The sequence below is a fragment of the Chryseobacterium sp. DZ-32 genome, assembly GCF_059587025.1.
On the sequence record NZ_JCAIOM010000014.1, the window covers coordinates 22,709 to 47,869 of the forward strand.

Annotated in this window: 13 protein-coding genes and 1 pseudogene; 6 read left to right on the forward strand and 8 right to left on the reverse strand. The window is 37.7% G+C overall.

Annotation, left to right across the window (positions count from 1 at the left end):
* Positions 1 to 17 precede the first annotated feature (17 nt).
* The 4 genes and pseudogenes from AC59HC_RS16025 to AC59HC_RS16040 form a co-directional block, all read right to left on the reverse strand.
* A pseudogene (locus AC59HC_RS16025) lies at positions 18 to 1,112 on the reverse strand (serine hydrolase domain-containing protein).
* Between the two features lie 179 nt (positions 1,113 to 1,291).
* Entirely contained in the window at positions 1,292 to 2,323 is a 1,032-nt protein-coding gene (locus tag AC59HC_RS16030; protein ID WP_110009282.1) for a bestrophin family protein, read from the reverse strand.
* Between the two features lie 115 nt (positions 2,324 to 2,438).
* The gene (locus AC59HC_RS16035; RefSeq protein ID WP_411413633.1) at positions 2,439 to 4,511 is read right to left on the reverse strand and encodes an alpha-ketoacid dehydrogenase subunit alpha/beta; all 2,073 of its coding nucleotides are present in this window, start codon (positions 4,509 to 4,511) and stop codon (positions 2,439 to 2,441) included.
* Positions 4,512 to 4,586: 75 nt separating this feature from the next.
* Entirely contained in the window at positions 4,587 to 6,707 is a 2,121-nt protein-coding gene (locus AC59HC_RS16040) for a S8 family peptidase (protein ID WP_411413634.1), read from the reverse strand.
* A 424-nt stretch (positions 6,708 to 7,131) separates the two neighbouring features.
* On the opposite strand from AC59HC_RS16040, the gene dnaE reads away from it, so the two are divergent.
* The 3 genes from dnaE (at position 7,132) to AC59HC_RS16055 (ending at position 17,926) form a co-directional block, all read left to right on the forward strand.
* Entirely contained in the window at positions 7,132 to 11,799 is a 4,668-nt protein-coding gene (gene dnaE / locus AC59HC_RS16045) for a DNA polymerase III subunit alpha (RefSeq protein WP_496558986.1), read from the forward strand.
* A gap of 345 nt (positions 11,800 to 12,144) precedes the next feature.
* Positions 12,145 to 15,426 carry a fibronectin type III domain-containing protein gene (locus AC59HC_RS16050; RefSeq protein ID WP_496558987.1) on the forward strand — a complete coding sequence of 1,094 codons (3,282 nt, stop codon included), beginning with the start codon at positions 12,145 to 12,147 and terminating at the stop codon, positions 15,424 to 15,426.
* 175 nt (positions 15,427 to 15,601) lie between these two features.
* Positions 15,602 to 17,926: a GEVED domain-containing protein gene (locus AC59HC_RS16055; protein WP_496558988.1), complete on the forward strand. Its 2,325-nt coding sequence runs from the start codon at positions 15,602 to 15,604 to the stop codon at positions 17,924 to 17,926.
* Positions 17,927 to 18,111: 185 nt separating this feature from the next.
* Here AC59HC_RS16055 and AC59HC_RS16060 read toward each other — a convergent pair whose 3' ends face one another.
* The gene (locus tag AC59HC_RS16060) at positions 18,112 to 18,270 is read right to left on the reverse strand and encodes a hypothetical protein (RefSeq protein ID WP_202838524.1); all 159 of its coding nucleotides are present in this window, start codon (positions 18,268 to 18,270) and stop codon (positions 18,112 to 18,114) included.
* 43 nt (positions 18,271 to 18,313) lie between these two features.
* Complete coding sequence (locus tag AC59HC_RS16065) at positions 18,314 to 19,141, reverse strand: ion transporter (RefSeq protein WP_202838523.1); 828 nt, start codon at positions 19,139 to 19,141, stop codon at positions 18,314 to 18,316.
* A 250-nt stretch (positions 19,142 to 19,391) separates the two neighbouring features.
* Between AC59HC_RS16065 and AC59HC_RS16070 the strand changes: the two genes are divergently transcribed.
* The 3 genes from AC59HC_RS16070 to AC59HC_RS16080 all read left to right on the forward strand — a co-directional run bounded on the left by AC59HC_RS16070 (position 19,392) and on the right by AC59HC_RS16080 (position 22,243).
* Positions 19,392 to 20,240 (forward strand): phage tail-like protein, encoded by an 849-nt coding sequence (locus AC59HC_RS16070; protein WP_343643186.1) that lies wholly within the window; start codon positions 19,392 to 19,394, stop codon positions 20,238 to 20,240.
* A 126-nt stretch (positions 20,241 to 20,366) separates the two neighbouring features.
* A complete protein-coding gene (locus AC59HC_RS16075) occupies positions 20,367 to 21,464 on the forward strand; it encodes a Nif3-like dinuclear metal center hexameric protein (RefSeq protein ID WP_496558989.1) in 1,098 nt (365 codons plus the stop codon).
* A 2-nt stretch (positions 21,465 to 21,466) separates the two neighbouring features.
* Positions 21,467 to 22,243 (forward strand): zinc ribbon domain-containing protein, encoded by a 777-nt coding sequence (locus tag AC59HC_RS16080; protein WP_110009291.1) that lies wholly within the window; start codon positions 21,467 to 21,469, stop codon positions 22,241 to 22,243.
* 323 nt (positions 22,244 to 22,566) lie between these two features.
* Here the strand turns inward: AC59HC_RS16080 and AC59HC_RS16085 are convergent, their stop codons facing one another.
* Both AC59HC_RS16085 and AC59HC_RS16090 read right to left on the reverse strand, forming a co-directional pair.
* Positions 22,567 to 23,241, reverse strand: coding sequence for a hypothetical protein (locus AC59HC_RS16085; protein WP_062671147.1), 675 nt, complete (start codon positions 23,239 to 23,241; stop codon positions 22,567 to 22,569).
* Complete coding sequence (locus AC59HC_RS16090) at positions 23,234 to 25,012, reverse strand: AMP-dependent synthetase/ligase (RefSeq protein WP_496558990.1); 1,779 nt, start codon at positions 25,010 to 25,012, stop codon at positions 23,234 to 23,236. Before AC59HC_RS16090 ends, AC59HC_RS16085 begins: the two co-directional genes overlap by 8 nt.
* Between the last annotated feature and the right edge of the window lie 149 nt (positions 25,013 to 25,161).

Genomic DNA, 25,161 nt, shown 5'->3' on the forward strand with positions numbered 1-25,161 from the left:
TTAAACTGTGTGGAAGATCAATGTTTATAAATATCTTCTTTGGTCATATTGTCGATAAAATAGTGAAGTCTTTTAATCTCGCTTCTGCCTCTGTTTTTGTCATTCAGAAAGCAGGTCGTCACGATAACCATTTTTAAATCAGGAATGATGCAGATAAGCTGTCCGCCATATCCGGTAGCTACGAAAGCCTGATGTCCGTTGGTTTTTCTCCGCCACCAGTAATAGCCGTATCCATTGGCACCTGGCATTACATCCCAGGAATCCAGTTTGACATGCTCAGCTGTCGATTCCTGAATCCATTTTGAGGAAACAATCTGTCTGCCTCCAAGTTTTCCGTTATTCAGGATCATCAAACCAAATTTCAGCATATCTTCAGGTTTCATAAACATTTCCGAACCTGCAATATTTCTGTTCATGGAATCTGTATCCCATCGGGGAACATTGATCTTTAATGGTTTAAAAAGGTTTTCTGCTGCAAATTGTTTCAGATTGGTTTTCACAATTTTTGCCAGTGCTGCTCAGAAAAGGTGGGTTTCACCGCTGTTATAATTGAATACGGTTCCCGGATACTCTTCAAAAGGAAGATCCAGTACAAATTTTACAGGATCACCGGAAAATGACATGGCTGTTGAAATTTTTGAATTTTCAATCCAATCGAAACCACCTTGCATGGTCAGCAGATTTCTTAACGTTAACGTATTTCTGATCGAATCATGAGCTACCTTTCCTTCAATATTGGAGATATTTTTGAAACTGCTTCTCGATATATTGTATTCCGGAAGAATTTTTAAAACCGGTGTATTGAGATTGGGAAGTATGTTTTTATCTTGCGCAATGCCTGCCAGAACAGAGACGATACTCTTGGTAACGGACTTTATACTGAAGATGGTTTCTTTGTTGGCTCCGTGGGAATAATGCTCATAAATCAGTTTGTCATTTTGGGAAACAATGAACGATCCCAAAGAAGGAATACTGTCGTTGATCTCCTGGTTGAACTGATCTGTAAATTCTTTTGGTAACTCTTTATTGAAAGCCGCCTGCGACTTTACTTTAGGGCAGAATAGGGTAAGGCACAACATTGTGATAGCCTGCAGAAGTTGCCTGGATCTCATTGTTTACAAAGAAGGGATAAATTATTAGCTGATCGAAAAAGTAACAACTATACTGATCCGGATGAATCTATATAGCTGATGCTTTCAATGCCCTAAATTATGAAAAACAATGAACTTTTAAAATATATTTTACCTGATATTTTTATTGCAGTTTTGTTTTAATAAATGATCCTCAGAAATTATACTAATACTCCGTTTTTGGAAGCAATAGGATCCGGAAGATCTGTTTCTCCGCTCATCTGAAGAAGGTCTATTTCAATCGTTCTGCAGATAGACAGCATAGGGACGTCAAACATTAATCCCGCAAAAGGATTTTCAGAATAATCTCCTACCAGTTCCATAATGATATAAATCCATCCGATAATAATACAGAAAGGAATAGAGGTCCATATTCCCCAATCTCCCAATTTGGCAAACTCGTTCACTAATCCCAGTGGAAGAAGCATGATGAACAGTATATTAAAAACAAAAGCTGTACTGGCAAACTGTCTTGGAGAAGGGAATTTTTTAATTCTCTCCGCCTGTCCCTGGAAATTGTAGAATTCATTCAGGCTGTTTTGAAGCTGAGTCTGATTGAAATCCGTAATGGCATTCATATTTTTCAGCTCGTTGATGTCTTTTGCCTGCTGGGCAATCAGATAGGTAGCAAAATTTTTATAATCATTTTTAAGATCATACTCTTCTTCTGACAGATATTTGTGCAGGAAAATAGGAGCTCTTCCGTAGTCAGGAAAACCGGCTTTTATTAACCTGTTTCTTCTCAGGTTGATATTCCCGAATTTATTATTTTCTGTACTGATATGCTCCCATTCTGTAGGAATCAAAAGCTGTTCCCGGAAAGTATATAACCATGCTATATGACGGTAAACGATTCTTCTTTTACGGTCTTCAAGATCAAAAACACCAATTTCTTCGTTTTTAGTATCGAAGGCATACACCATAGAGGCAAATGAACGGCTGGAATTCACAATTCCGCCCCAGATTTTTCTGGCTTCCCAAAGTCTGTCATAAGCCTGATTGTTTTTAAAACCAACAAGGAATGCTTCTGCCGTACCAATCAAAGCTACTGGAACCCATGGAATCGTCATCCACTGCCAATTGAAAAAATAGAATAGGACAGCGATCAGCGTACACCAGATTGAAATCAGTATAAGATGAAAACCTGATAAATTGAGAACCTGCTTATAATTGACGTATTTAGTAGTGATCATAAAGAAGTATCGAATTTTTGGTGCATATAAACAAAATAGATACCAAAATGAGACATCTGTTCTGTTGATTAAAATTAATAAAAAAAACCTCTGATTTTTCAGAGGTTTCAATTATTTAATATTTCAGCATTTCTTCGATCTTACTGCTGAGCTTTTCAGCATTTGGAAGCATTTCTTTTTCCAGAACAAGGTTGATAGGAACAGCAGGTACATCCAGTGATCCCATTGTTTCTACCGGTGCGTCAAGATACCTGAAGCAATTTTTGGAAATACGGTGTGCAAAAGCTTCTGCAAAAGAGTTATTAAGCTGTTCTTCTGTCAGAACGATGCATTTTCCATGTGCTTTCACTCTTTCGAAAACAAGTTCTTCATCAAGAGGGATCAATGTTCTTAAGTCGATCACTTCAACTCTTCCGTTGAAACTCTTAGCCGCTTCTTTGGCCCAGTAAACTCCCATTCCATAAGTAACTACCAATAAAGTTCTGCCTTTTTCGGTTTCATCCTTATCTGCTTCAATAATTACTTTACCTTTTCCAAATGGAAGAACATAGTCTTCAGCAGGCTCTATCGTTTTGGCATCTTCAGTTCCCGGAACTTTACTCCAGTACAATCCTTTATGCTCCAGCATCACTACCGGGTTCGGATCATAATAAGCTGCTTTTAGCAAACCTTTAAAATCAGCGGCATTACTTGGGTATGCTATTTTGATTCCTTTGATATTGGCTAAGATACTTTCCACACTTCCACTATGGTAAGGACCGCCGCCGCCATAGGCTCCGATAGGAACACGGATGATATTGCTTACCGGGAATTTTCCGCCGCTTAAATAACTTGATTTTGAAATTTCCGTAATCAACTGGTTGATCCCCGGATAAATATAATCTGCAAACTGAACCTCAACAATTGGCTTCAGTCCAACAGCACTCATTCCGGCAGTAGATCCTATGATATAAGCTTCCTGAATGGCCGTATTGAATACTCTTTTGCTTCCGAATTTTTTTCCTAAAGTAACCGTTTCACGGAAAACTCCACCGATTCTTTCACCTACATCCTGTCCGTAAAGAAGTGCTTCAGGGTGTTTCCACATCAGTTCCTGGATGGCATGGATGGCAGCATCCACCATTACAATTTTTTCTCCGTTGGCAGGTTCACGTGTTCCTGTCTCCTCAGTAATGGGAGTTGGGGCAAAAACGTGCTGCATTACGGTTTCAGGTTTTGGATCCTCTGCATTTTTAGCTTTTTCAAAAGCTTCTTCTGCTTCAAGACGCGCCTTTTTAGTGATTTGCTTTAAAAGATCTTCATCAACACCTGTTTCCAGTAGATGTTTTCTAAGGATCTCTCCCGGATCTTTGGCCCTATGTTTTGTTAAATCTTCTTCATCTCTGTAGAATTCTCTTCTTACTCCTGAAGTGTGGTGACCGATCAATACCGTTTTTGCACAGACAACAAGAGGTTTTCTTTCTGTTCTTACAAAATCTACGGCTTTTTTCATGGCTTCGAAACTTTCCACAAAATCAGTTCCGTCTACTCTCATTCTGCTTAACCCCGTGAATCCTGCTACAAAATCGTATGCATCACAGGTTCTTGCTTCGTCTTTCGTTACGGAAATTCCCCATTCGTTATCCTGAACAAGGAAGATGATCGGAAGCTGATGCAGAGCTGCAAACTGTAAAGCTTCACTCACTTCACCTTCTGTAACGGAATTGTCTCCAAGACTACAAACCACAACAGGATTGTTTTCAAATTGCTGAAGATTGAAATCCTGAATGTATTTGATTCCCTGTGCAACTCCTGTCGTTGGGATAGTCTGCATTCCAGTAGCGGAACTCTGGTGAACGATTTTTGGTTTGTTTTCATCCCTGCTTGAAGGGTGGGAGTAATAAGATCTTCCTCCCGAAAAAGGATCATCAGCTTTAGCCAGTAACTGAAGCATTAGTTGGTAAGGTTCAAAACCGATTCCTAAAAGAATGCTTTCGTCTCTGTAATAGGGAGAAACCCAGTCTTCTTTTTTAAGCTGATAGGCTGTCGCAAGCTGGATGGCTTCGTGACCTCTGGAAGTACTGTGAACGTATTTGCATACATTTCTGTTTTCTTCGTAAATGTCAGCCATTGCCTTGGCCAGCATCATATGATTATACGCTTTGAGTAATATATCCTGAGAAACTTTTTCGTGAAGTGCATTTTCCATAGGAAGCAAATATACATAAAAAAACAAAATACTAACAACTGTTAGTATTTTGTGAAAAATCTTTGTTTATATAGGTTATTCCTTGATCACTTTTTTAGAAATAACATCTTTGTCTGTTTTTATTTCAATGATGTAAATTCCATTGGTGTACGCAGATAAATCTATTGGTTCTTTGTGATTGTTGATCTTTCCTTTCTGTAACTTCTTACCTGAAAGATCATAGACATTGAATGTGGAATTTTTAGGAGCTTTTAATACATTGGTGAAATCTTTTACAACCGTTGGTGCGATCGTTATGCCATCAGATTTTCTTAATCCGGCATCCTTGGTTCCCAGCACTTCGCTAAATCCTGATGCAATGATAGAATAATTCTGAGGGGAAGTAACACTTGGAGAAGCGTTATTTTTTAATGTTCCTTTATGAGAAATCTCAATTCTATAAACAGCTCCTGGTGTTGGGTTATCAATAACAACCTGCTCTACATTATCTACTGTGTTGTCTCCTTTTGTAGCAGGAGTCATTGGATCTAATGCATTTAATTTCCAAGGCTGATAAATGATGCCTGTTCCGGTATCTATAATTCTTACATCCAGATCGTTTATTAATCTGGAAGTTCTGTTGTTGTAGGCTTCTGCCCATGTTATGCTTGTGGGGATAACATATTCCGGATCAATCCAGGATAGGGTTACTTTTAAGGGTTCAGATCCGGATGCTTTCACTGTTCGAGCATTAACCGAACCATTATTTAAGGTTTCATCATTAAATAGTATGGTATTGTTGGATTTTCCTACAAGAAGTTCTGCTCCTTTTTTTGCATCTATATACCCCCAGCCATTCCATGGGTCCGGGCCGACAGTTCCTGCTTCCGATGCAGAGTGGATCATTAAGGTTTTTGCAGAGGCTGCATTAAGCTCAAGAGCAGGATATAGCTGTTTATAAATCTGCATCCAGACTCCTATGATTCCGGTAACAATAGGCCCGGAAAAAGAGGTTCCACTGCCCACGTTATATAAGCTGCTGCCTGTTGTATTTTCCGCTGTGGAACCATATCCTACATTAGTTCCTGTAGTAATAATGTCCGGTTTTATAGCGCCGTCATCTCTTGGACCTGCGCTGCTGTAGCTTGATTTTATAACATCAGAAGGAGAGGAGTATCTTTTGTCGCTGGCAGTCAGGATATCAGAAGCACCTACTACAATAATGTTTTTTGCCAAAGAACCAAAACCAATACAGTCATATCCTAAAGCGCAGTTGTTTTGTGGAAGTGTGTCTGTAGCTGCAAATTGTACATAAGTTCCTGCACTGTTTTTATAATATTTAGCTAAGGTGTTTCCTGTTGGCCCCATTCCATATGAATTTCCGGCTGATTTAACGATAACATAGGTGGGATTATTATACACGATATTGTCATAAGTCTGGTCGCTATCAAGATAGGTTCCTTGTAGATCAGCAGTGGTTCCAGGGCTTATGAACTGCCCGCCCCATATCCAGGCAATTCCATAAAGGCTACTCCAGCCAGGGTTTGTACCGTATGAATGATTGGATATTTTGGGCTGTGCCAGGACTATTTTTTCAAATACCGTACTGGAAGCAGAACCTCCGGGTAATGTTGTAGTAGCGAAGGCATAATTGTCAAAAGTTGAATTTTGTGCTATTCCTCTTAAATTCGTAACCCGGGTTGTTCCATTGGTAAATGTAAGCGTATAAGGATAGTCTTTGGCGCCGATAAATCCTGTAACAGCAGTGGCATGTGAGCTGTAATTCATGGTACTGGCTTCTTTATTATTAACCCTGTCTGCTGCGTTGTTAAACAGTTCATGTCCTTCAAATGCTCTTCCGCCATCAAAGATGGTATATTTAATATTTTCGCCGTTAAATGAACCTGTCAACCCTGTGATGGTGCCATTCTGTAAAAAGTCTGCATTGGAGTTTTTTATTTGATCCAAATCATCCGACTGATAGAAATAAGGCTTTCCATCCGGATCGAATCCTGCCAGATTTTTTCGCTGTTCTTCAAGTTCTTTAAGTGTCCCAGGGTTTTTATCAGACTCAAAATGTTTTGAGAGAAACAGATCAAATTTTTTGTTGTTTTCTATTCGTTGTCGTTCTAATGTTTTTTTTAAAACTTCATTATTGTTTTGTGCATTCATGACAATGGTTGTCAGTATGCCGATCGAAATAAAAATTTTTTTCATTGTGGTATTTTTTTTATGGTTGTTTATTGATAAATATATAGATAAAATGCTTTTATTATTTGTTTTATTTAATTAAATACTGTTTTTATTGATTGTTTTAATATTTTAATTGGGTTTTTATGAATGATTTAATATTTTAATTTGTATTTATAGTTTTTATTTTACTGGATCTAAATGAGAATTGATGCTTTTTGACAGGAAAACAGTTGGAAAAACTCTGAGATTAGCACTCTATTGTGTTTTATATGTTATAATTTATCATTTTATGGAGAATTAATTGAAAAAAAGCAAACCCATAGGAGTAGAAGAAATTAAGCTTTGTATTTTTAAAAAAGGCCGAGATTTATATTCTGAAACCAGGGTGTGATTAGAAAAAAATGAAGTAACTTTACATTCTCTTTTTATAAAAAAGTTAGAACATTATATGTATTTAATTTTTGACACAGAAACAACCGGTTTACCAAAAAATTTCAACGCTCCGCTTTCAGACTCGGATAACTGGCCCAGAATGGTCCAGATTGCATGGCAGGTGCACGATGATGATGGAAACTTGATTGAAAACCAGGATTATATAATAAAACCTGAAGGGTATGATATTCCCTTCAACGCTGCCCGCATTCACGGAATTACAACAAAAATCGCCAATGAAGAAGGACGTGACCTTCAGGAAGTTCTTGAAGAATTTTCTAAGGTTCTTGAAAGAATCAGGGTGGTTTCCGGACATAATGTGGAATTCGACTACAATATCGTAGGAGCAGAATTTTACAGAAAAAACCTGAAAGATAACCTTCAGGAAAAGCCAAAGGCGGATACCATGATTTTGGGAACGGACTTCTGCCAGCTTGGAGGAGGCCGCGGAGGCCGTTTTAAACCTCCGAAACTTGAAGAATTATATGAAAAACTTTATGGGAACAAATTTGATGAAGCTCATAATGCTGCAGCCGACGTTAACGCAACAGCCAGAGCTTTCTTTGAAATGGTAAGAATTGGCGTAGTTCCTGCTGAAACATTAAAGATTTCAGAAGATCAGCTTGCTTATTTCAGAAGCCTTTATCCGGACCCGATCAAGCCTTTCAATATTGTTATCAGAAGGCAGGTTGCTGATTTTCATAATAAGAAAAAGCAGCAGGATTTCGGAAGCATTGATGAAATTGATTTAGGTAAATATTTCAATTTTGATAACCATAGTGTTTTCTCTACGCTTACGGCTACCTCAAGCATTAATGACCTGATTAAAAAAGCCTCTGATGAAAATTTCCCTGCTGTCGGAATGGTGGATCTTGGAAATATGATGGGAGCTTTCAAGTTCGTCTCAGCAGTAGAAGGAGCTAATGCAGACAGAGCGAAAAAGCATAAAGAATACCTGGCAAAAAAACAGGAAGCAGAAGAAAATGGTACAGAATTTACTGAAGAAGAACCTGTTTCAGAACCGCTTATTCCTGTAGTGGGTTGTGAATTTTATATTTCAGACCGTTACGAACAAAAGCAGTTTACCAAAGATGATCCGGACAGAAGAACACAGGTTGTGCTTTTGGCGAAAGATTTTAATGGATATAAAAACCTGGCAAAACTCTCCAGTATCGGATTCCTGAAAGGATTCTATTTTGGAGTTCCCAGGGTGAGCAGGGAATTGATTGCTCAATATAAAGAAGGAGTCATAGCTTTAACATCCGGAATTATGGGAGATATTCCTGATGCGATCTTAAATACCGGTGAGCAGAAAGGAGAGGAGCTTTTCAAATGGTGGAAAGACACCTTTGAAGAGGACTTTTATGTGCAGATTCAGAATCACAAACTGCCTGAAGAAGAACATTTAAATGAAGTTCTTTTGTATCTGGCAGATAAATATAATGTGAAAATTTTAGCTCAGAACGAAACCTTTTACACCAATAAAGATGATTCTAATATTCAGGACATTGTAAGCTGTATCAAAGATGGTGAAAAGCTTACTACACCTATTGGAAAAGGATTCGGTAAAAGAAGAGGGCTGGCGACAGGCGAATATTACATCAAAAATTCTGATGAAATAAAAGAAGCCTTTTTAGCCTATCCAGATGCTTTTGATGCATATGAAGAATTTACAGCAAAATTTAAACCTTACACCTTAAAAAGAGACGTACTTCTTCCTAAATTTGATATCCCTGCGGAATTTATCCATGCAGAAGATGAGGTAGACGGCGGAAAAAGAGGGGAGATGGCTTATCTTACCTATCTCACCTATGAAGGTGCTAAGAAAAGATATGGAGAAGATGGTATTACCGACGATATCAAAGAACGTCTTGACTTTGAGCTCGAAGTAATTGCTAATACCGGTTATCCGGGTTACTTCCTTATCGTTCAGGACTTCTGTAATGAAGCCCGTAATATGGGCGTTTGGGTAGGTCCGGGAAGGGGTTCTGCTGCAGGATCTGCGGTGGCGTACTGTATCGGAATTACCAATGTAGACCCTATCAAATATGATCTCCTTTTTGAGAGATTCCTGAACCCGGAAAGGGTTTCCATGCCCGATATTGATATTGACTTTGATGATGAAGGGCGCGATAAAATTATCAAATGGGTTGTTGAAAAATATGGAAAAACTCAGGTAGCACAAATTATTACATACTCGGTATTGGGAGGAAAATCTGCCATTAAAGATGCCGGAAGGGTTTTGGATGTGCCTATTCCTGATACCAATAATATTGCCAAACTGATTCCTCCAAGTCCAGGGATGAATATTGCAAAAGCTTTAGCGAAGTATGATAAATTAAAACCGGAAGAACAGATGCTCGTTGATGAGATGAGATATGTTCTTGAAAGTCCTGATGATGCACGACACGGAGTTTTAGCAAGTGCTAAAAAAATGGAAGGCTGTATCAGAAACACCGGAATTCACGCCTGCGGGGTGATTATTACGCCGGAAGATGTGAGTAATCTTGTTCCGGTTACCATTGCGGCAAAAGATGCTGATATCCTGGTGTCGCAGTTTGATAACTCTGTTGCGGAAAGTGCCGGTCTTTTGAAGATGGATTTTCTGGGGCTGAGAACGCTGACTATTATTAAAGATGCATTGAAGCTTGTTAAAGCAAGATATGGAGTGGATATTGATCCGGATCTTATTCCGCTGGATGATGCCAAAACCTATCAGTTGTTTAAAGAAGGAAGAACGGTCGGGATTTTCCAGTATGAAAGTCCGGGAATGCAAAAATACATGAGAGAGCTTAAGCCGACGGTTTTTGCCGATCTTATCGCTATGAATGCCTTGTACCGTCCCGGTCCGATTAAATATATCCCGAACTTCATCAACAGAAAGCACGGAATTGAAGAGATTGTCTACGACTTACCGGAAACAGAAGAATATTTAAAAGAAACATACGGAATTACCGTTTATCAGGAGCAGGTAATGCTTTTATCCCAGAAACTGGCCAACTTTACCAAAGGTGAAGCCGATACTTTAAGAAAGGCAATGGGTAAAAAGCAGATTGATGTTCTTAATAAAATGTACCCGAAATTTATTGAAGGAGGTAGAAAAAATAACCTTAATGAAGAAAGGTTGGAGAAAATCTGGAATGACTGGAAAGCCTTTGCAGAATATGCCTTCAATAAGTCCCACTCAACATGTTATGCATTCATCGCCTATCAGACCGCCTATTTGAAAGCTAATTATCCGGCAGAATACATGGCGAGTGTAATGAGTAATAACATTAACAATACGGATTCTATCACCATGTTCATGGAAGACTGTAAAAGTATGGGGGTGGATGTTCTGGGACCGGACGTGAATGAATCTCAATACAAATTCTCCGTAAACGAAAAGGGACAGATCCGCTTTGGGTTGGGAGCGATAAAGGGAATTGGAGAAGGGCCGAGTGAAGCAATTACAAGAGAAAGAGAAAACGGAAGGTTTAAAAATATTTATGATTTCTTCGAAAGAATACTGCCTTCACAGATGAACAAGAGGGTAGCAGAGAGTTTGGTGCTTGCAGGTGCTTTTGATGAACTGGATGCTTTCCACAGAGGACAGTATTTTGATATTGACATGGCAGGAAAGACCAATCTTGAAAGACTGATCAGATACGGGCAGAGTTTCCAGGAAAGCAAAAACGAGATGGAGCACTCTTTATTTGCGGATTTCGCAGAAGAAGTTCAGATTGAACAGCCGAAACTGGCTCCATGTCCGGAATGGCCCAATATGCATAAGCTTAATAAAGAAAAAGAGATCATTGGCTTCTATCTTTCTGCTCATCCGCTGGACGAATTTAAATATCAGTTCCAGTTTATGCAGGGGCAGCTTTCTAAAAAAGCAGTTCTTGAGAAAAATGAAGAAGAAAAGGTTGTTACCGATGAAGCGCCTGTTTTGGAACAGGATGCCCTGGACGATGCTGTGGATCTTACGGAAATTGTTTCAGATGATATAGTGGCAGGAGAAGAGGAAGTGATAGAAGAAGTTACTAAGAAGGCAGAGCCAAAAGGGAATTTCTTATTCCTGAATCTGGATGAGGTGGATGCTTACAAAGAACAGGCTTTCTCTAATAAACAGGAAGAACTGTTTGAAGAGAAAAAGAAAGACTGGAAAACCCTTCAGAAAGAGAGGGAAAATGGCGGTGGTGGTAAAGAATATACTGTAGCCGGTCTTATTACCGAATACAGGGTTCAGGATGGTTTCAGAAGTGGTGAGAAAGTAGCTTTTGTTACACTTGAAGATTATTCCGGATCCTATTCATTCAGGCTGGGAGACAGAGATTACATGAGATTGAAAGAAAAGCTGGAAGTACAGAGATTTGTGATTTTTAAGATAAAATTTGCTCAGGTAAAAGATGGCAGGGTCTTCGTTAATGTAAATGATGTAATTGAACTTCAGGAAGCATTTGAACGATTTGCAAAGAGTATATCATTGGTGATGGATGTGATGGATGTAAGACCTGAAGATCTCGACTTTTTCAGAACGGTTCTCGACAGAAACAAAGGAAACCAAAAATTGAAATTCTTTATCAAAAACCTGGAAGATGACTCCTATATTGAAGTTCAGTCTATGAAACATTCGGTGGATCTGAATGGTGATCTGATAAAAGAAATTCAACTTCTTAATAAATATGAATTTTATTTAAACTAGAAAAATACATGATAAAGAAAGGAGTGGCTTATGCCACTCTTTTTTTTGTTTATATATTATCAATATTGATGAAAAATTTTAAATAGTTTTTCGTTTAAAATAGAAAAATTTACTGAAGTCTATTTTGATTATATAGTAGTTAAGTATCTGTTATTTAATTGGTTGTTGTTTTTTCATTATATTGCGAAATAATTATTTAATTTAAATAAATGTTTAATTATATAGTGTTTTAATGATGTTTTTTGTTGTTTTTGTATAAAAAATTATGATATTTTTTAATATTTTATTTAAAATTTGAATTAATATTTATACATTTACCGCCCTAACTGTTATTATTACTATTTTATGAAGAAATTACTACTTTCGTGTCTGGCTTCCCTGAGTATGGGAGTCTATGCGCAAACCGACGTCGCTAACTATACTTTTTCAAAAAGTACCGGGGTGGCTTATACTTCCATTACAGGAGGTACAAAATTATTCCCTTCTGGGACTAATACTACTTATGACAATGATGTATCCGCAGCAATTCCATTGTCTTCTCCTTTTAATTTCGGTGGTGTTGCTATGACCACATGTTATGTGAGTGCCAATGGATTTATCACGTTTGGAGCAGCTCCTTCCGGGACAAATTATACTCCAATGTCAAGTCTGGGATCAACTACAGGGGCAATTTCTGCTTTTGGGCAGGATGGAGGCTTTTCATCATCAGATGCAACACAACCAGCAGGAAATCATGAAGTGAGATATGAAGACCTGGGAACTGAATTTGTTGTACAGTGGCAGGATCATGCCAATTACTTTAACAGATCTACTGAAAAATTAAATTTTCAGATCAGATTGGTTTATGCTACAGGTGAAATAAAGATCATTTATGGAAGCTGTACAGATCCGGGTACCAGCACTTCAGGCAGTACTCCACAGGTAGGGATAAGAGGAAACAGTACTACTTATGCGTCCAATGTAAATTCCCTGATGATCGGAAACGTGCCGTCAGGAACTACCTGTGACTGGTCTAAAGCTGTTACCGGTAATGCTGCTAGCAGTACAATGCTTTTTTCCAGCACAACCAACGCAAGTGTTAAAATCCCTGCCGGGCTGCAATATAAATGGACACCAGGCACACAGGCTCCGGTAAGGACTTTTGCAGCTGCCACTGCAATTACCAACAATGCTGCTACTGTAAACTGGACGGCTCCGACAGGTGCAACAGCTTACAATGTTCAGTTTAGAGAAGTCGGAAACTGTGATTGGACAGATCTTGTTGGTAATCCGGTTTCTGCTGCAACTGCTACAATTACAGGGTTAACTCAGAATACAAGCTACCAGGTTCAGGTTCAGGCTTTAAACGGATCAGTAAAATCTATATATTCTCATATTCCAAATGCAGCCGGAACGGGGAATGGGTATGTCTCCTCAGGGTCTTTTACCACTACACCTAACTGTGCAAGTACAGTAACCGGTCTTTCTTCTTCTGCCCTGACTCCTGAATCCGCAACAATAAGCTGGACAGCTTCTACAACACCTCCGGGTAATGGATATGAGTATTATTATTCTACATCTTCAACAACTCCGCTTGCAACGGCTACGCCTTCAGGATCTGTAGGTGCCGGGGTAATAACAGCTGATTTATCTGGTCTGACTCCTTCAACTCAGTATTATTATTGGGTAAGAGGAAACTGTAATGGAACAGATAAAGGAAATTGGTCAAGCTCTGCAAACTTTACAACACTTGGGTTATGTCCTACCGTTACCGCTCCTGCATCCAATGCTACAGGAGTAAGTGTAACCCCTACGATTACATGGAATGCAATAAATGGCGCTGCCGGGTATAAACTGAAAGTTGGAACTACCTCTGGAGGAAATGATATTGTAGATATGGATATTGCAGGCGGAACGAATAATTCTTATACTTTCGCTGCTCCTTTAAATTTTGGTGCTGCCTATTATTATTCTGTAACTGCTTATACAGCTAATATTACAGGACCTGCTACCGCATGTACGGTAAGATCATTCCAGACGGTATGTAATTCATCTAATTTACCTTATACTTTAGATTTTGAAAATGTTACAACACCTGCATTGCCAATTTGTACAACAGTGGTAAACAGTGGTTCCGGAAATTCATGGAAAACAGCAACTGCTCCGGCTGGATTTACAGGGAAAGTGCTTAATTATTCCTATAATAGTTCTAATGCTGCCAATACATGGTTCTTTACCCAAGGTTTAAATCTTACTGCAGGAGTTAGCTACAGAATCAAATATAAGTATGCGAATGCATCAGGAACCACACAATATCCTGAAAAATTAAAAGTTGCTTACGGATCTTCTGCTGCAAGTGCTTCAATGACAAATACTTTAGCTGACCACGCTAATATTACAGGTGGAACTGCTACATATGCATTTGTAGACTTTACACCAGGCGCAACAGGAGTTTATTATTTAGGATTCCAGGCTTATTCTGCTGCTAACATGAACCAGATTTATGTTGATGATATCAATATAAATGTGACTCCTAGCTGCTCTGAACCATTGGCTGTTACTGTTTCGGGGATGACAACCAATGGAGCGGATGCTTCCTGGACTGCTCCGGCTACTGCTCCTGGAAGTGGATATGAGTATTACTATTCTACAAGCAGTACAGCTCCTACGGCGTCTACTACAGCTTCCGGAACCAGCACTACCACTTCAGCTCCTTTGTCCGGGTTATCTCCTTCCAGTACTTACTATTTATGGGTGAGATCGGTATGTAGTTCTTCCGATAAGAGTGCGTGGAGTTCTCAGGCTGCTGTTTTCAATACACTTTGTGGAACTGCTATGGCTCCTTTTGCTCAAAACTTTGATAATGGAGCAGCACCCAACTGTTGGAGCAGTATAAACCCTACGGCAACAGGTACCGACGCCAATCTGTTCTGGAAGTTCTCAGGGTCTGCAGATTATGGTGCAAGTCCGGCTAATAACCAAAAAGCGGCAGGTACATATGCATGGGTAGATGCAAGTTCACCATATAATGGAGCGGGTGCCAACACGGTTCAGCTGGTTACTCCTCCTGTAAATTTAACAGGATTAACCGCACCTCTTGTTTCTTTTGACTGGTTTAAAAACCATTCTACCACTTCTTCTACAACGGTTTCACCTTCCACTTATGATAATAACAAGCTTACGGTAGAAGTAAACGATGGAAACGGATGGGTAGTTATTTTTAGTGATAATACCAACTCAAACCAATGGAGAACAGTTGCTGTTCCTTTGGCGGCTTCTTACATCGGAACTACTATCCAGGTGAGATTTACTGTAGATAAAAATGTGAATGGTAGCGGATATTACTATGATGATGTTCTATTAGATAATGTTGAAATAAAACAAAATCCTAATCTGGCAACGTCTGAAACTGCAGTAAAAGAAAACAAGATTAATATATATCCTAATCCGTTTACTGATATGCTGACAATTTCTGATGTATCCAAAGTACAGTCTGTTTTAATTGTTGATGTTTCCGGAAGGTTGATTAAGACCATTGATAAACCATCTTCAGAGCTTCAGCTGAGAGATCTGAAAGAAGGGTTATATTTAGTGGTCCTGAATATGAAAGACGGATCTAAACAAACCCTTAAAGCAATTAAGAGATAAAATAGTTTCTTGAAAAAACAGGAAAAGAGAGGCTGCTCAATTTGAGCGGCCTCTCTTTATATAGGTGAAATTGCCTTTTATTAAAGAAAAAGTTTAATTCATTGTGATATAATTAAATAAATATTTTTTTTATTGCTGATTTTCACTAGATTTGATTAACTAATACTGTTTTTATATGAGAAATTTTTTACTTGTTGGTTTCTTAATGGCCGGCTTTTTATCTTCTGCGCAGACTTACTGTACGCCTGCTTTTGCCAGTGGGTGTAGTGGAGGAGATGTGATAGATTCTTTTGCAATTCCGGGTGCCGGATTTGATCATCCTAATACAGGTTGTTCTACTGATGCCTATGGAGATTATACCTCTATGACGATCAACCTGAGTGCAGGTTTGAGTTATGATTTTAGTGTTAAACATGATTACAGTGATCAGAATGTCCGTATCTGGATAGATTTCAATAACGACGGAACTTTTGATGATGCCGCTCCTGAACTTGTAGCTACGGCAAGCAGTACTCTTGTAGGAGGCAATAATATTACGGCTGGACTTATAACCATTCCTGCTACTGTTACTCCAGGTACTTACAGGATGAGAGTAGGAGACAGGTTCTCCAGTGATCCTATACCTTGTAATACGGATGGGTACGGAGAAGCACATGATTATACGGTAAACATTGGTGCCCTTCCGACCTGTTTTGCGCCATCTGCTTTAACCGTATCTGCTGTTACGGCCAATTCTGCTCAGATCGGATGGACAGCTCCTTCTTCTGCGCCGGGAAGCGGTTACGAATATTATTATTCAACTTCCAGTACATATCCTACTGCTACAACAGTTGTTTCCGGATCTATCAATGGATTGACTACAAATCTGCCATCCCTTGCACCAGCCACTACCTATCATGTATGGGTACGCTCTGTATGCAGTACTTCGAACAAAAGTGCATGGTCCCAGATGGCAACATTTATGACATCATGTGTCGCTGTGGGAGTACCTTACGCGTTGGATTTCGAAAGTATAACTCCGCCTGAAATGCCGGATTGTACATCGGTGATTAATGATGGTGCCGGAAATATGTGGGAAACAGGTGATCTGGACGCCCAGGGATTTACAGGTAATGTACTTCAGTATTCTTACGATTATGCTAATAACGCCGATACCTGGTTTTTTACCAATGGAATTAACCTTACCGCAGGAACTACCTACAGAATTAAATACAAATATGCCAATGCAGAAGGAACTGTATACGCAGAAAAATTAAAAGTAGCCTATGGAACTTCAGCTACCAGTGCAGGAATGGTCAATACACTGGCGGATCACCCGGATATTGTTACCAGTACAGCAACAAGCGCTTTTGTGAACTTCACGCCAGCAGCTACAGGTGTTTATTATTTTGGATTCCAGGCGTATTCTGATGCTAATATGAATCAATTATATGTTGATGATATTAAAATTGATGTAGCACCGGCTTGTAGTGAACCTAATGCATTAGTTGTTTCAAATATTACTGCTGCAGGAGCTACCGTTTCCTGGGCAGCGGCTACTCCCGTTCCTGCAAACGGATATGATATTTATTACAGCACAACCAATACAGCACCTACAGCAACAAGCACACCTAATTTTACGGGAGTTACAGCAACTACCTATAATATTCCAGGTTTAGCATCTTCCTCTGTATATTATGTATGGGTGAGATCTGCGTGTAGCGCAACAAGCAAAAGTGCATGGAGTGATTCTGCCACATTTGCAACATTATGTTCAAGTGCAAACCTTCCTTATGTTGTAGATTTTGAAAATGTTACTGTTCCAGAACTTCCAGGTTGTACAATGAATGTTAATGCAGGGGCTGCAAATGACTGGGAAACAGCGGATCCTCCTTCTGACAGCCAGGGATTCACTACCAATGTACTGAAATATAAGTATAACTCTTCCAATTCTGCCAACGCATGGTTCTTTACACAAGGATTGAACTTAACAGCAGGGGTACAATATACAATCAGTTATCAATATGGTAATAATTCATCAACTTATGCTGAAAAACTGAAAGTAGCATATGGTACTTCGCCTGATGCGGCCGCTATGACGGGTTCTATAGCAGATTATCCTTCAATCAATGATGGAATTGCTCATACAGAATCTATAACATTTACAGTTCCTGCAACAGGGGTGTATTTCTTTGGATTTAATGCTTATTCAGATCCGGATCAGTATAATCTGTATATAGACGATATCAGTATTAACAATGCCAACCTGGCAACATCCGAAGTCGCTGCAGCGAAGAATAATATCCAGATTTATCCTAATCCATTTACAGATGTGTTGAATATCTCCGATGTGAAAAATGTGAAAAATGTATCTGTGACAGATGTTACGGGAAGATTAGTGAAAACCATTGGTAATCCCGAATCTACGATCCATTTAAGAGATGTAACGCAGGGAGTTTATCTGATAACGCTTGAAATGAAAGACGGATCTAAACAAACGATCAAAGCCATTAAAAAATAATTCATCATTTAAATAAAAAAATGAGACGGGTCATATGTGATCCGTCTTTTTTATTGAGCTTGAACAGTATTTGAAAATATTGATAAAAAAGATGAGTGAAATGTTCAGCCCATCTTTTATTTTATTCAGGTTTGCAATGCTTGTAAATTGTTTATCGTCATCAATTGCACATTACTCATCACTCATCATTTATCGGATACTGGCTGTATATCGCCTGTATTCATAAGATCAAAAACAGCAGGGAAGAACATTACTAATATAAAATAAATGATGACCATCAGTACAATCAGTGCAAAAAGAATAATTACTAAGCTATTGGGTCTGTTTTTCTTTTTTGGTTCCATGATTTTGTGGTGTTTGATTAATGAATTTTACTTATATCAAATATTAAGCTAATTTCTTGCCACATTTCTTACAATACCTTGCATCATCATCAATATCCTCATTACCACAGCGTTCGCATACCATTTCCAGGTTTTGTCTTTTGTTTCTCATTTCTGCTGTTACAATACCGGTAGGAACTGCGATGATAGAATAACCGGCCAACATAAGAATAACCGCAAAAAACTTGCCTAAAGGCGTAATAGGAGATACATCACCATATCCTACAGTAGTTACCGTAACGACTGCCCAATAGATAGATTGCGGTATCGTTTCAAATCCAGGTCTTCCACCTTCTACCATAAACATAAGTGAGCCTACAATGACTGAGAAAATGATTAGGAACAGAAGGAAAATGTAAATTTTTCTCGAACTGTTCTTTAAAGCCCTTACAATGAAATACCCGTCATTCATAAAATCCAGTAAATTGAAAATCCTGAATATTCTCAACATTCTCAACATTCTGAAAATCAGAAAATACTTGGTAATAGGAAAGAAAAAACTAAGAAAAAAGGGAACCAGAGCCAGAAAATCTATAATTCCGAAAAAACTGAATATATAGCTCCGCTTATTTTTTACCACTGCAATCCGCATGGAATATTCTATTGTAAAGAAAATGGAGATGATCCATTCAAGAATCAGAAAAGTATAATGGAATCTCTTATCAAGCTTAGGTACACTTTCCATCATAATAATGGCAGTACTTGCAAGAATTAAAAACAATAATATGATATCGAACAGTTTTCCAAGCTTCGTATCGGAGCGATAAATTATCCGGTAAAGGAATCTTTTCCATAGAGTCTCCTCAGGAATAAGATTATGTTCTCTTTCCATTTAGATAGGGTTATTTCACAGCGAAGTTAATAATTTATATATAGAATAGGGTAAATATATGATTGTTAAAAGAATCCTGCAAATGTTAAAATAAAATTCATCATGTAAAAGTGAATTATTATCATTTAATATAGTGGTTATCAATATATTATATTAAGTAAAATACGAATAAAATATGACATATAAAAATATTTTTTTTAACATTTTTACAGTTCAACTTTGTAATTTTATTCTACAAAAGCTTTATATCATGAGAAAAATTTTAACCTTTTTAATGCTGTTTTTGATAAGCAGTTTTGCGTATGCTCAGGTTGGGATTAATACTGTAACGCCAAATAGTGCTTCAGTACTGGATATAGTTTCCAACCAGAAAGGAATTCTCATTCCTCGTCTTACTGATACTGACCGGGATACCAACCTGGCTGATAATGACGTTTCCACTGTACCTCCTGCAGGTGTAGTAAACGCTAACCTTACTGCAGGAACTCTTATTTATAATACGACAACGAATAACTTCCAGTATTGGGATGGTACCCTCTGGAGACAGCTTTTTGTTCCCACATCTTCTCAGGCTGGTAACGACGGTGTCGTTAAAGTAAATTCTGGAAACGCAAATGTAAAACCCTCATTCAATTTAAGTGCATCAGGAAGCGGCTATGGCCCGAGACAACAGGTGCTTTATGCCACACCGCTGGTTTTTGCGGCAAGTCCTACTACAAGCTGGCCGGAAACTACCGTTCCATTTCCGGGAGTTACGAGCAATATCTATATTGCGGCTACCGGTAAATGGAGGGAAAATGAAATTAACGGGCAGGTGCATTTTTGGAGAGCAATCGCTACAATTACTCCAGGTTCCAACTCTTCAGGATCCATAAAAGCTACTTTTAAAAATCCCGATTCCGGTTTTGAAATCAATTCTATCCAGCTGGTTCCAAGCGGCTCCAGTGGAACAGGTAATATTCTTACCTTTTATTTCTATACCATTGCGGACCCAGCGAGTCTTGAGCCGGGAAAAGGCTATCAGCTTTTTATGGAATCCGATATCAACTGTGGCGTAGTAGTAGATTCCTTTACAAGAGTATCGCTTTTCAAAGATTAATAGTCTTATTGATTTCTTTTTTAATATCAAAACAAAACCGGTTGAAGAAAGCCGGTTTTTTATTGCAAATTTTTCCAGGTTTTTGGTAAAATTAATATCTTCGCTGTAACCGTAAAATATAAATTAATGAAGCTAAAAACTGTAATTGCAAAGATTGAAGAGGAGATAAGCATCAGGCAGGCAGAAGATTTTGATAACGTAGGATTGCTGTGTGGTGTTTATGATCGTGATGTATCAGGAATTCTGGTTTGTCATGATGCGCTGGAAAATGTAGTAGATGAGGCGATTGAGAGAAACTGTAATCTGATTGTGTGCTTTCATCCCATTATATTTTCCGGATTAAAATCTTTAACAGGGAAAAATTATGTAGAGCGGGCTGTTTTAAAAGCTATTGAAAATAAAGTAGCAATCTATGCCATCCACACTGCATTTGACAATGATTTCTTTGGAGTGAACCACGGTATATGCAGTCAGTTAGGATTAAAGAATATGAAGATTCTTCAGCCCAAAGAAAATAACTTAAAGCAGTTAACGGTTTTTGTTCCTAAAGAGTACTCAGAAAAAGTAAAAGAAGCCATGTTCTCAGCCGGAGCAGGAAATATAGGATTCTATGACGAATGCAGTTTTACAGTGAATGGTAATGGGACATTCAGGCCTGTGGAAGGCTCAAATCCGTTTTCCGGACAGCAGGGTATTCGTGAAAATGCAGATGAAGATATGATTTCTGTAATTTTTGAAGGCTTTAAACAAGGGCAGATTGTAGACGCTATGAAGTCAGCACACCCTTATGAAGAAGTAGCCTATCAGGTTTATAGTCTGGATAATAAAAATCATCATGCCGGATTGGGAATGTACGGTGATCTGGAAGAGGAAATGGATGAAAAAGATTTCCTTGGGTTTGTAAAAGAAAAATTTGGACTGGAGGTGATCAAACATTCTTCTTTTAACAATAAAAAAATCAAAAGAGTGGGGGTTCTGGGAGGCTCGGGAGCAAGTGGGATAAGATCTGCAGCGGCCAGAAAATGTGATGCTTACCTTACAGGAGATCTTAAATATCACGATTATTTTTTAGCAGAGTCTAAAATGCTGATCTGTGATATAGGACATTATGAGTCCGAACAATTTGTTGCTCAACAATTATTTGAAATTTTATCACAAAAATTTAGTACATTTGCAATTTCAAAATCTATTGAAAAAACAAACCCAGTAAATTATTTCATTTAAATATGGCAAAAACCAACGATATTTCAGTTGAAGAAAAATTAAGAGCTTTATACGATTTACAGATCATAGATTCAAGATTGGATGAAATCCGAAATACTAGAGGAGAATTGCCAATTGAAGTTGAAGATCTTGAAATCGAGATTGAAGGTCTTGAAAAAAGAGCTGAAAAATTTCATGCTGATATCAAAGATCAGGAAGATCAGATCAAAACAAAGCATGAAGTAATTAACCATGCTAAAACTTTAATTGAGAAATACAAATCTCAGCAGGATAATGTAAGAAACAATAAAGAGTTTGAAGCATTAGGAAAGGAAATGGAATTCCAGGAGCTGGAAATTCAGCTTGCTGAAAAAAGAATTAAAGAATTCGGAGCTAAAATTGCTCACAAAAACGAAACTTTAGCTGAACTGAATGCAAAGATCGACGATTTGAAAAGCCACTTAAAGTTCAAGAAAGAAGAATTGGATGGTTTGATCTCTGAAACTCAGAAAGAAGAAGAATATCTTTTAGAGCAGTCTAAAGAATTTGCAGCTAAAATCGATGAGAGATTATTGGCTTCTTACAACAGAATCAGAACAAACTCTATCAACGGTCTTGCTGTTGTAGGATTAGAAAGAGGTGCTCCAAAAGGATCTTTCTTCACTATTCCTCCTCAGAAGCAAATGGAAATTGCTCAGAGAAAGAAAATCATCATTGATGAGCACTCTGGAAAAATCCTTGTTGATGATGAGTTGGTAATGGAAGAAAACGAAAAAATGAAATCTGTAATTAAATTCTAATTATTGATTTTATAACATACAAAAGCTGTTTCAAAAATGAAGCAGCTTTTTTTATCTGAACTGATATAAACATAGCAGTACAATTTAATCAGAGTCTTTGTCATTCCGTAGAATCTCGGCTCTTTTTTCGACATAGCATGGATTCATACGGAATGACGGTGATAGTGTTGTAATTGATTAAAAAACTAAATGATGGGGATCAGTAGGAACGGGCTTTAGCCTGTTTAATCAAAATAAAATTTTAGCCAAAACTATAGAAATATCCGAAATAAAATACTTTGTTATAAATAAAAAGTTATTCTTCAATCTATTTTATTAATATATTACTCTTTCTTGTTTCCATAATGAAAGTTAATCTCCTTACACAGTTTGATGATTGCTGTTTTTCCAGACGGTTTGAAACCAGTAAAGGAATACTCATTATCTGTTCCCTTATTAAATATTTTATGTGTTCTGGCGGGAATTTCAATTTCTGTAATCGAAGTGTTACAGCTTAAACAAATACTGATCTGATTGATTTTTTTATTGCCTTTAAAAAATACTAATCCCAGATGAGGTTGAAAACATGCCGCAGAGCTTTCACCATAGCTTGAATTTTTTGCTAAAGCAGATAAGATCTGATCAGCTTGTTTTTGAGTCAGAAACTGTTGTTTCAAGATCACAGGTGTAAATTTTCCTTTTCTATCAATAGGATTAGGATAGGTCTCTTCGTCACCAGCAAAATCATAAGCAATAATTTTATCATAATCAAGCTTGTTAAAAGGAACCCCGTTTTTTACATTGGGTTTTATGGTTTCAGCAGTTTGAATATAATCATTCAATGTTTTCTCTTTTAAAGTGGAATCTGACAAAAGTTGTGGAATTTCAATTTTTTTCTCAGATATTGATTTTGTGTTTTCTATCTGTTGTTTACATGAAAACATAAAAAATACCAATCCTACAAAAGTGGATTGGTAGATGAATCTATGCTTACATAATTTCATTGAATAATTAATCATGATGATCGTACATCTTATTATACAAAGCAATAAATTTCTCTTTTACGGCCTTTCTTTTCAGTTTTAATGTTGGAGTGAGTAATCCGCTTTCAATGCTCCATACTTCAGGAGTAAGCTCAATTTTTTTGATTTTCTCCCAGTTTCCAAGGTGTTCATTAATGCCTTCGATTTCCTTTTCAATTCTTTGCTTCAATTCAGGGCTTTTTGCAATTTCTTCAGGTGTTGAGCCTAAACTAAGATTATTTCTCATAGCCCAGTTTTTTGCAAATTCAAAATCAGGCTGTACCAAAGCACATGGCATTTTTTCACCATCACCTACCACCATAATCTGCTCTATAAATTTTGAAGCTTTTGCCAGGTTTTCAATAGTCTGGGGAGCAATATACTTTCCACCGGAAGTTTTGAACATTTCTTTCTTACGGTCTGTGATCTGTAAAAATCCGTCACTATCGATATGTCCGATATCTCCGGTCTTGAAAAAACCATCCTCTGTGAAAGCTTCTTTTGTCATTTCCTCATTCCGGAAATATCCTTTGAATACAGATGGCCCTTTTACCGTAATTTCACCATCTTCCTGAATTTTAACCTTTAAATTATCCAATGGAATTCCTACAGTTCCCACTTTCATCTTATCAAAACTGTTCACAGAGATTACAGGTGATGTTTCTGTCAAACCATACCCTTCAAGAATTGGAATTCCGGCATTCTGGAACATTAAATTAAGTCTTGTAGATAGTGCAGCAGATCCTGAAACCAAAGTTACGATTTCACCGCCTAAACCTTCTCTCCATTTAGAAAATACAAGCTTGTCTGCGATGATTTCCTGAAGTCCGGATGGCTTTGAAATGGTTTTCTTTTTGGTGATCAGATTCAATGCCCAGAAGAATATTTTGGATTTTAATCCTCCGGCTGAAGATCCTGTATTATAGATTTTGTCATATACCTTTTCTACCAGTCTCGGAACTACGGTCATATAATGAGGCTTCACTTCTTTTACGTTTTCACCCATTTTCTCGATACTTTCAGCAAAATAAAGAGAAAAACCATTGTACTGATAAAGATAGAAAAGCATTCTTTCAAAAATATGGCAGATAGGAAGGAAGCTTAATGCTCTGGCATCTTTGTAATCAAAGCCTCTCTTTTTTGGAATTCTTGGAATGGATCCCAATATGTTTGAAACAATATTATTATGGGTAAGCATTACTCCTTTAGGTCTTCCGGTGGTTCCGGAAGTATAAATGATCGTTGCCAGATCTTCTGTATTGATCGCATTAGAAAGATCATCCACTTCAATTTGTGTAGATTCGTCCTTGCCCAGATCCAGAATTTCTCTCCAGTTGGCAGCCCCGCTGATACTGTCAAAAGTAAAAATTCCCTGCAAACTCGGAATATTATGTTTTACTTTCATTACTTTATTCAACAGCTCTTTATCAGAAACAAAACAATACTGGATTTCAGCATTATTGAAGATGAATTCATAATCTTCAGGAGAAATACTTGGATAAACCGGTACTGAAACAACCCCGATCTGAGAAAGTCCGAAATCCATAATGGCCCATTCTGTGCGGGAATTGGTTGTAATTAAAGCGATTTTATCCCCTGGTTTTATACCAAGCTTCAATAATCCTCTGGATACCTTATTTCCCTCATTAATAAACTCCTGTGTAGAAGTTTTTTTCCACTCACCATGATATTTGGTTACAAACATATCCGTTTTAGGATATTTTTCTAAAGCATAGTGTGGAATATCGAATAATCTCTTGATTGTCATGATTTTTTACGTAATTTATAAAGAAATTTAAATATAAGCATTTTTTTTAATTGAAACCATCCGAAGATAATAATTAGAAATTAGTTAAATGCTTACCATAACAGTTTGAATCAAAAAGGAGACCGGAAGCCCTGAAAAGGGGATTTTAT

Coding starts and splice junctions, on each gene's coding strand:
- AC59HC_RS16030 (WP_110009282.1), bottom strand. CDS start 2,323: ATGATCACTACTAAATACGTCAATTATAAGCAGGTTCTCAATTTATCA.
- AC59HC_RS16035 (WP_411413633.1), bottom strand. CDS start 4,511: ATGGAAAATGCACTTCACGAAAAAGTTTCTCAGGATATATTACTCAAA.
- AC59HC_RS16040 (WP_411413634.1), bottom strand. CDS start 6,707: ATGAAAAAAATTTTTATTTCGATCGGCATACTGACAACCATTGTCATG.
- dnaE (WP_496558986.1), top strand. CDS start 7,132: ATGTATTTAATTTTTGACACAGAAACAACCGGTTTACCAAAAAATTTC.
- AC59HC_RS16050 (WP_496558987.1), top strand. CDS start 12,145: ATGAAGAAATTACTACTTTCGTGTCTGGCTTCCCTGAGTATGGGAGTC.
- AC59HC_RS16055 (WP_496558988.1), top strand. CDS start 15,602: ATGAGAAATTTTTTACTTGTTGGTTTCTTAATGGCCGGCTTTTTATCT.
- AC59HC_RS16060 (WP_202838524.1), bottom strand. CDS start 18,270: ATGGAACCAAAAAAGAAAAACAGACCCAATAGCTTAGTAATTATTCTT.
- AC59HC_RS16065 (WP_202838523.1), bottom strand. CDS start 19,141: ATGGAAAGAGAACATAATCTTATTCCTGAGGAGACTCTATGGAAAAGA.
- AC59HC_RS16070 (WP_343643186.1), top strand. CDS start 19,392: ATGAGAAAAATTTTAACCTTTTTAATGCTGTTTTTGATAAGCAGTTTT.
- AC59HC_RS16075 (WP_496558989.1), top strand. CDS start 20,367: ATGAAGCTAAAAACTGTAATTGCAAAGATTGAAGAGGAGATAAGCATC.
- AC59HC_RS16080 (WP_110009291.1), top strand. CDS start 21,467: ATGGCAAAAACCAACGATATTTCAGTTGAAGAAAAATTAAGAGCTTTA.
- AC59HC_RS16085 (WP_062671147.1), bottom strand. CDS start 23,241: ATGATTAATTATTCAATGAAATTATGTAAGCATAGATTCATCTACCAA.
- AC59HC_RS16090 (WP_496558990.1), bottom strand. CDS start 25,012: ATGACAATCAAGAGATTATTCGATATTCCACACTATGCTTTAGAAAAA.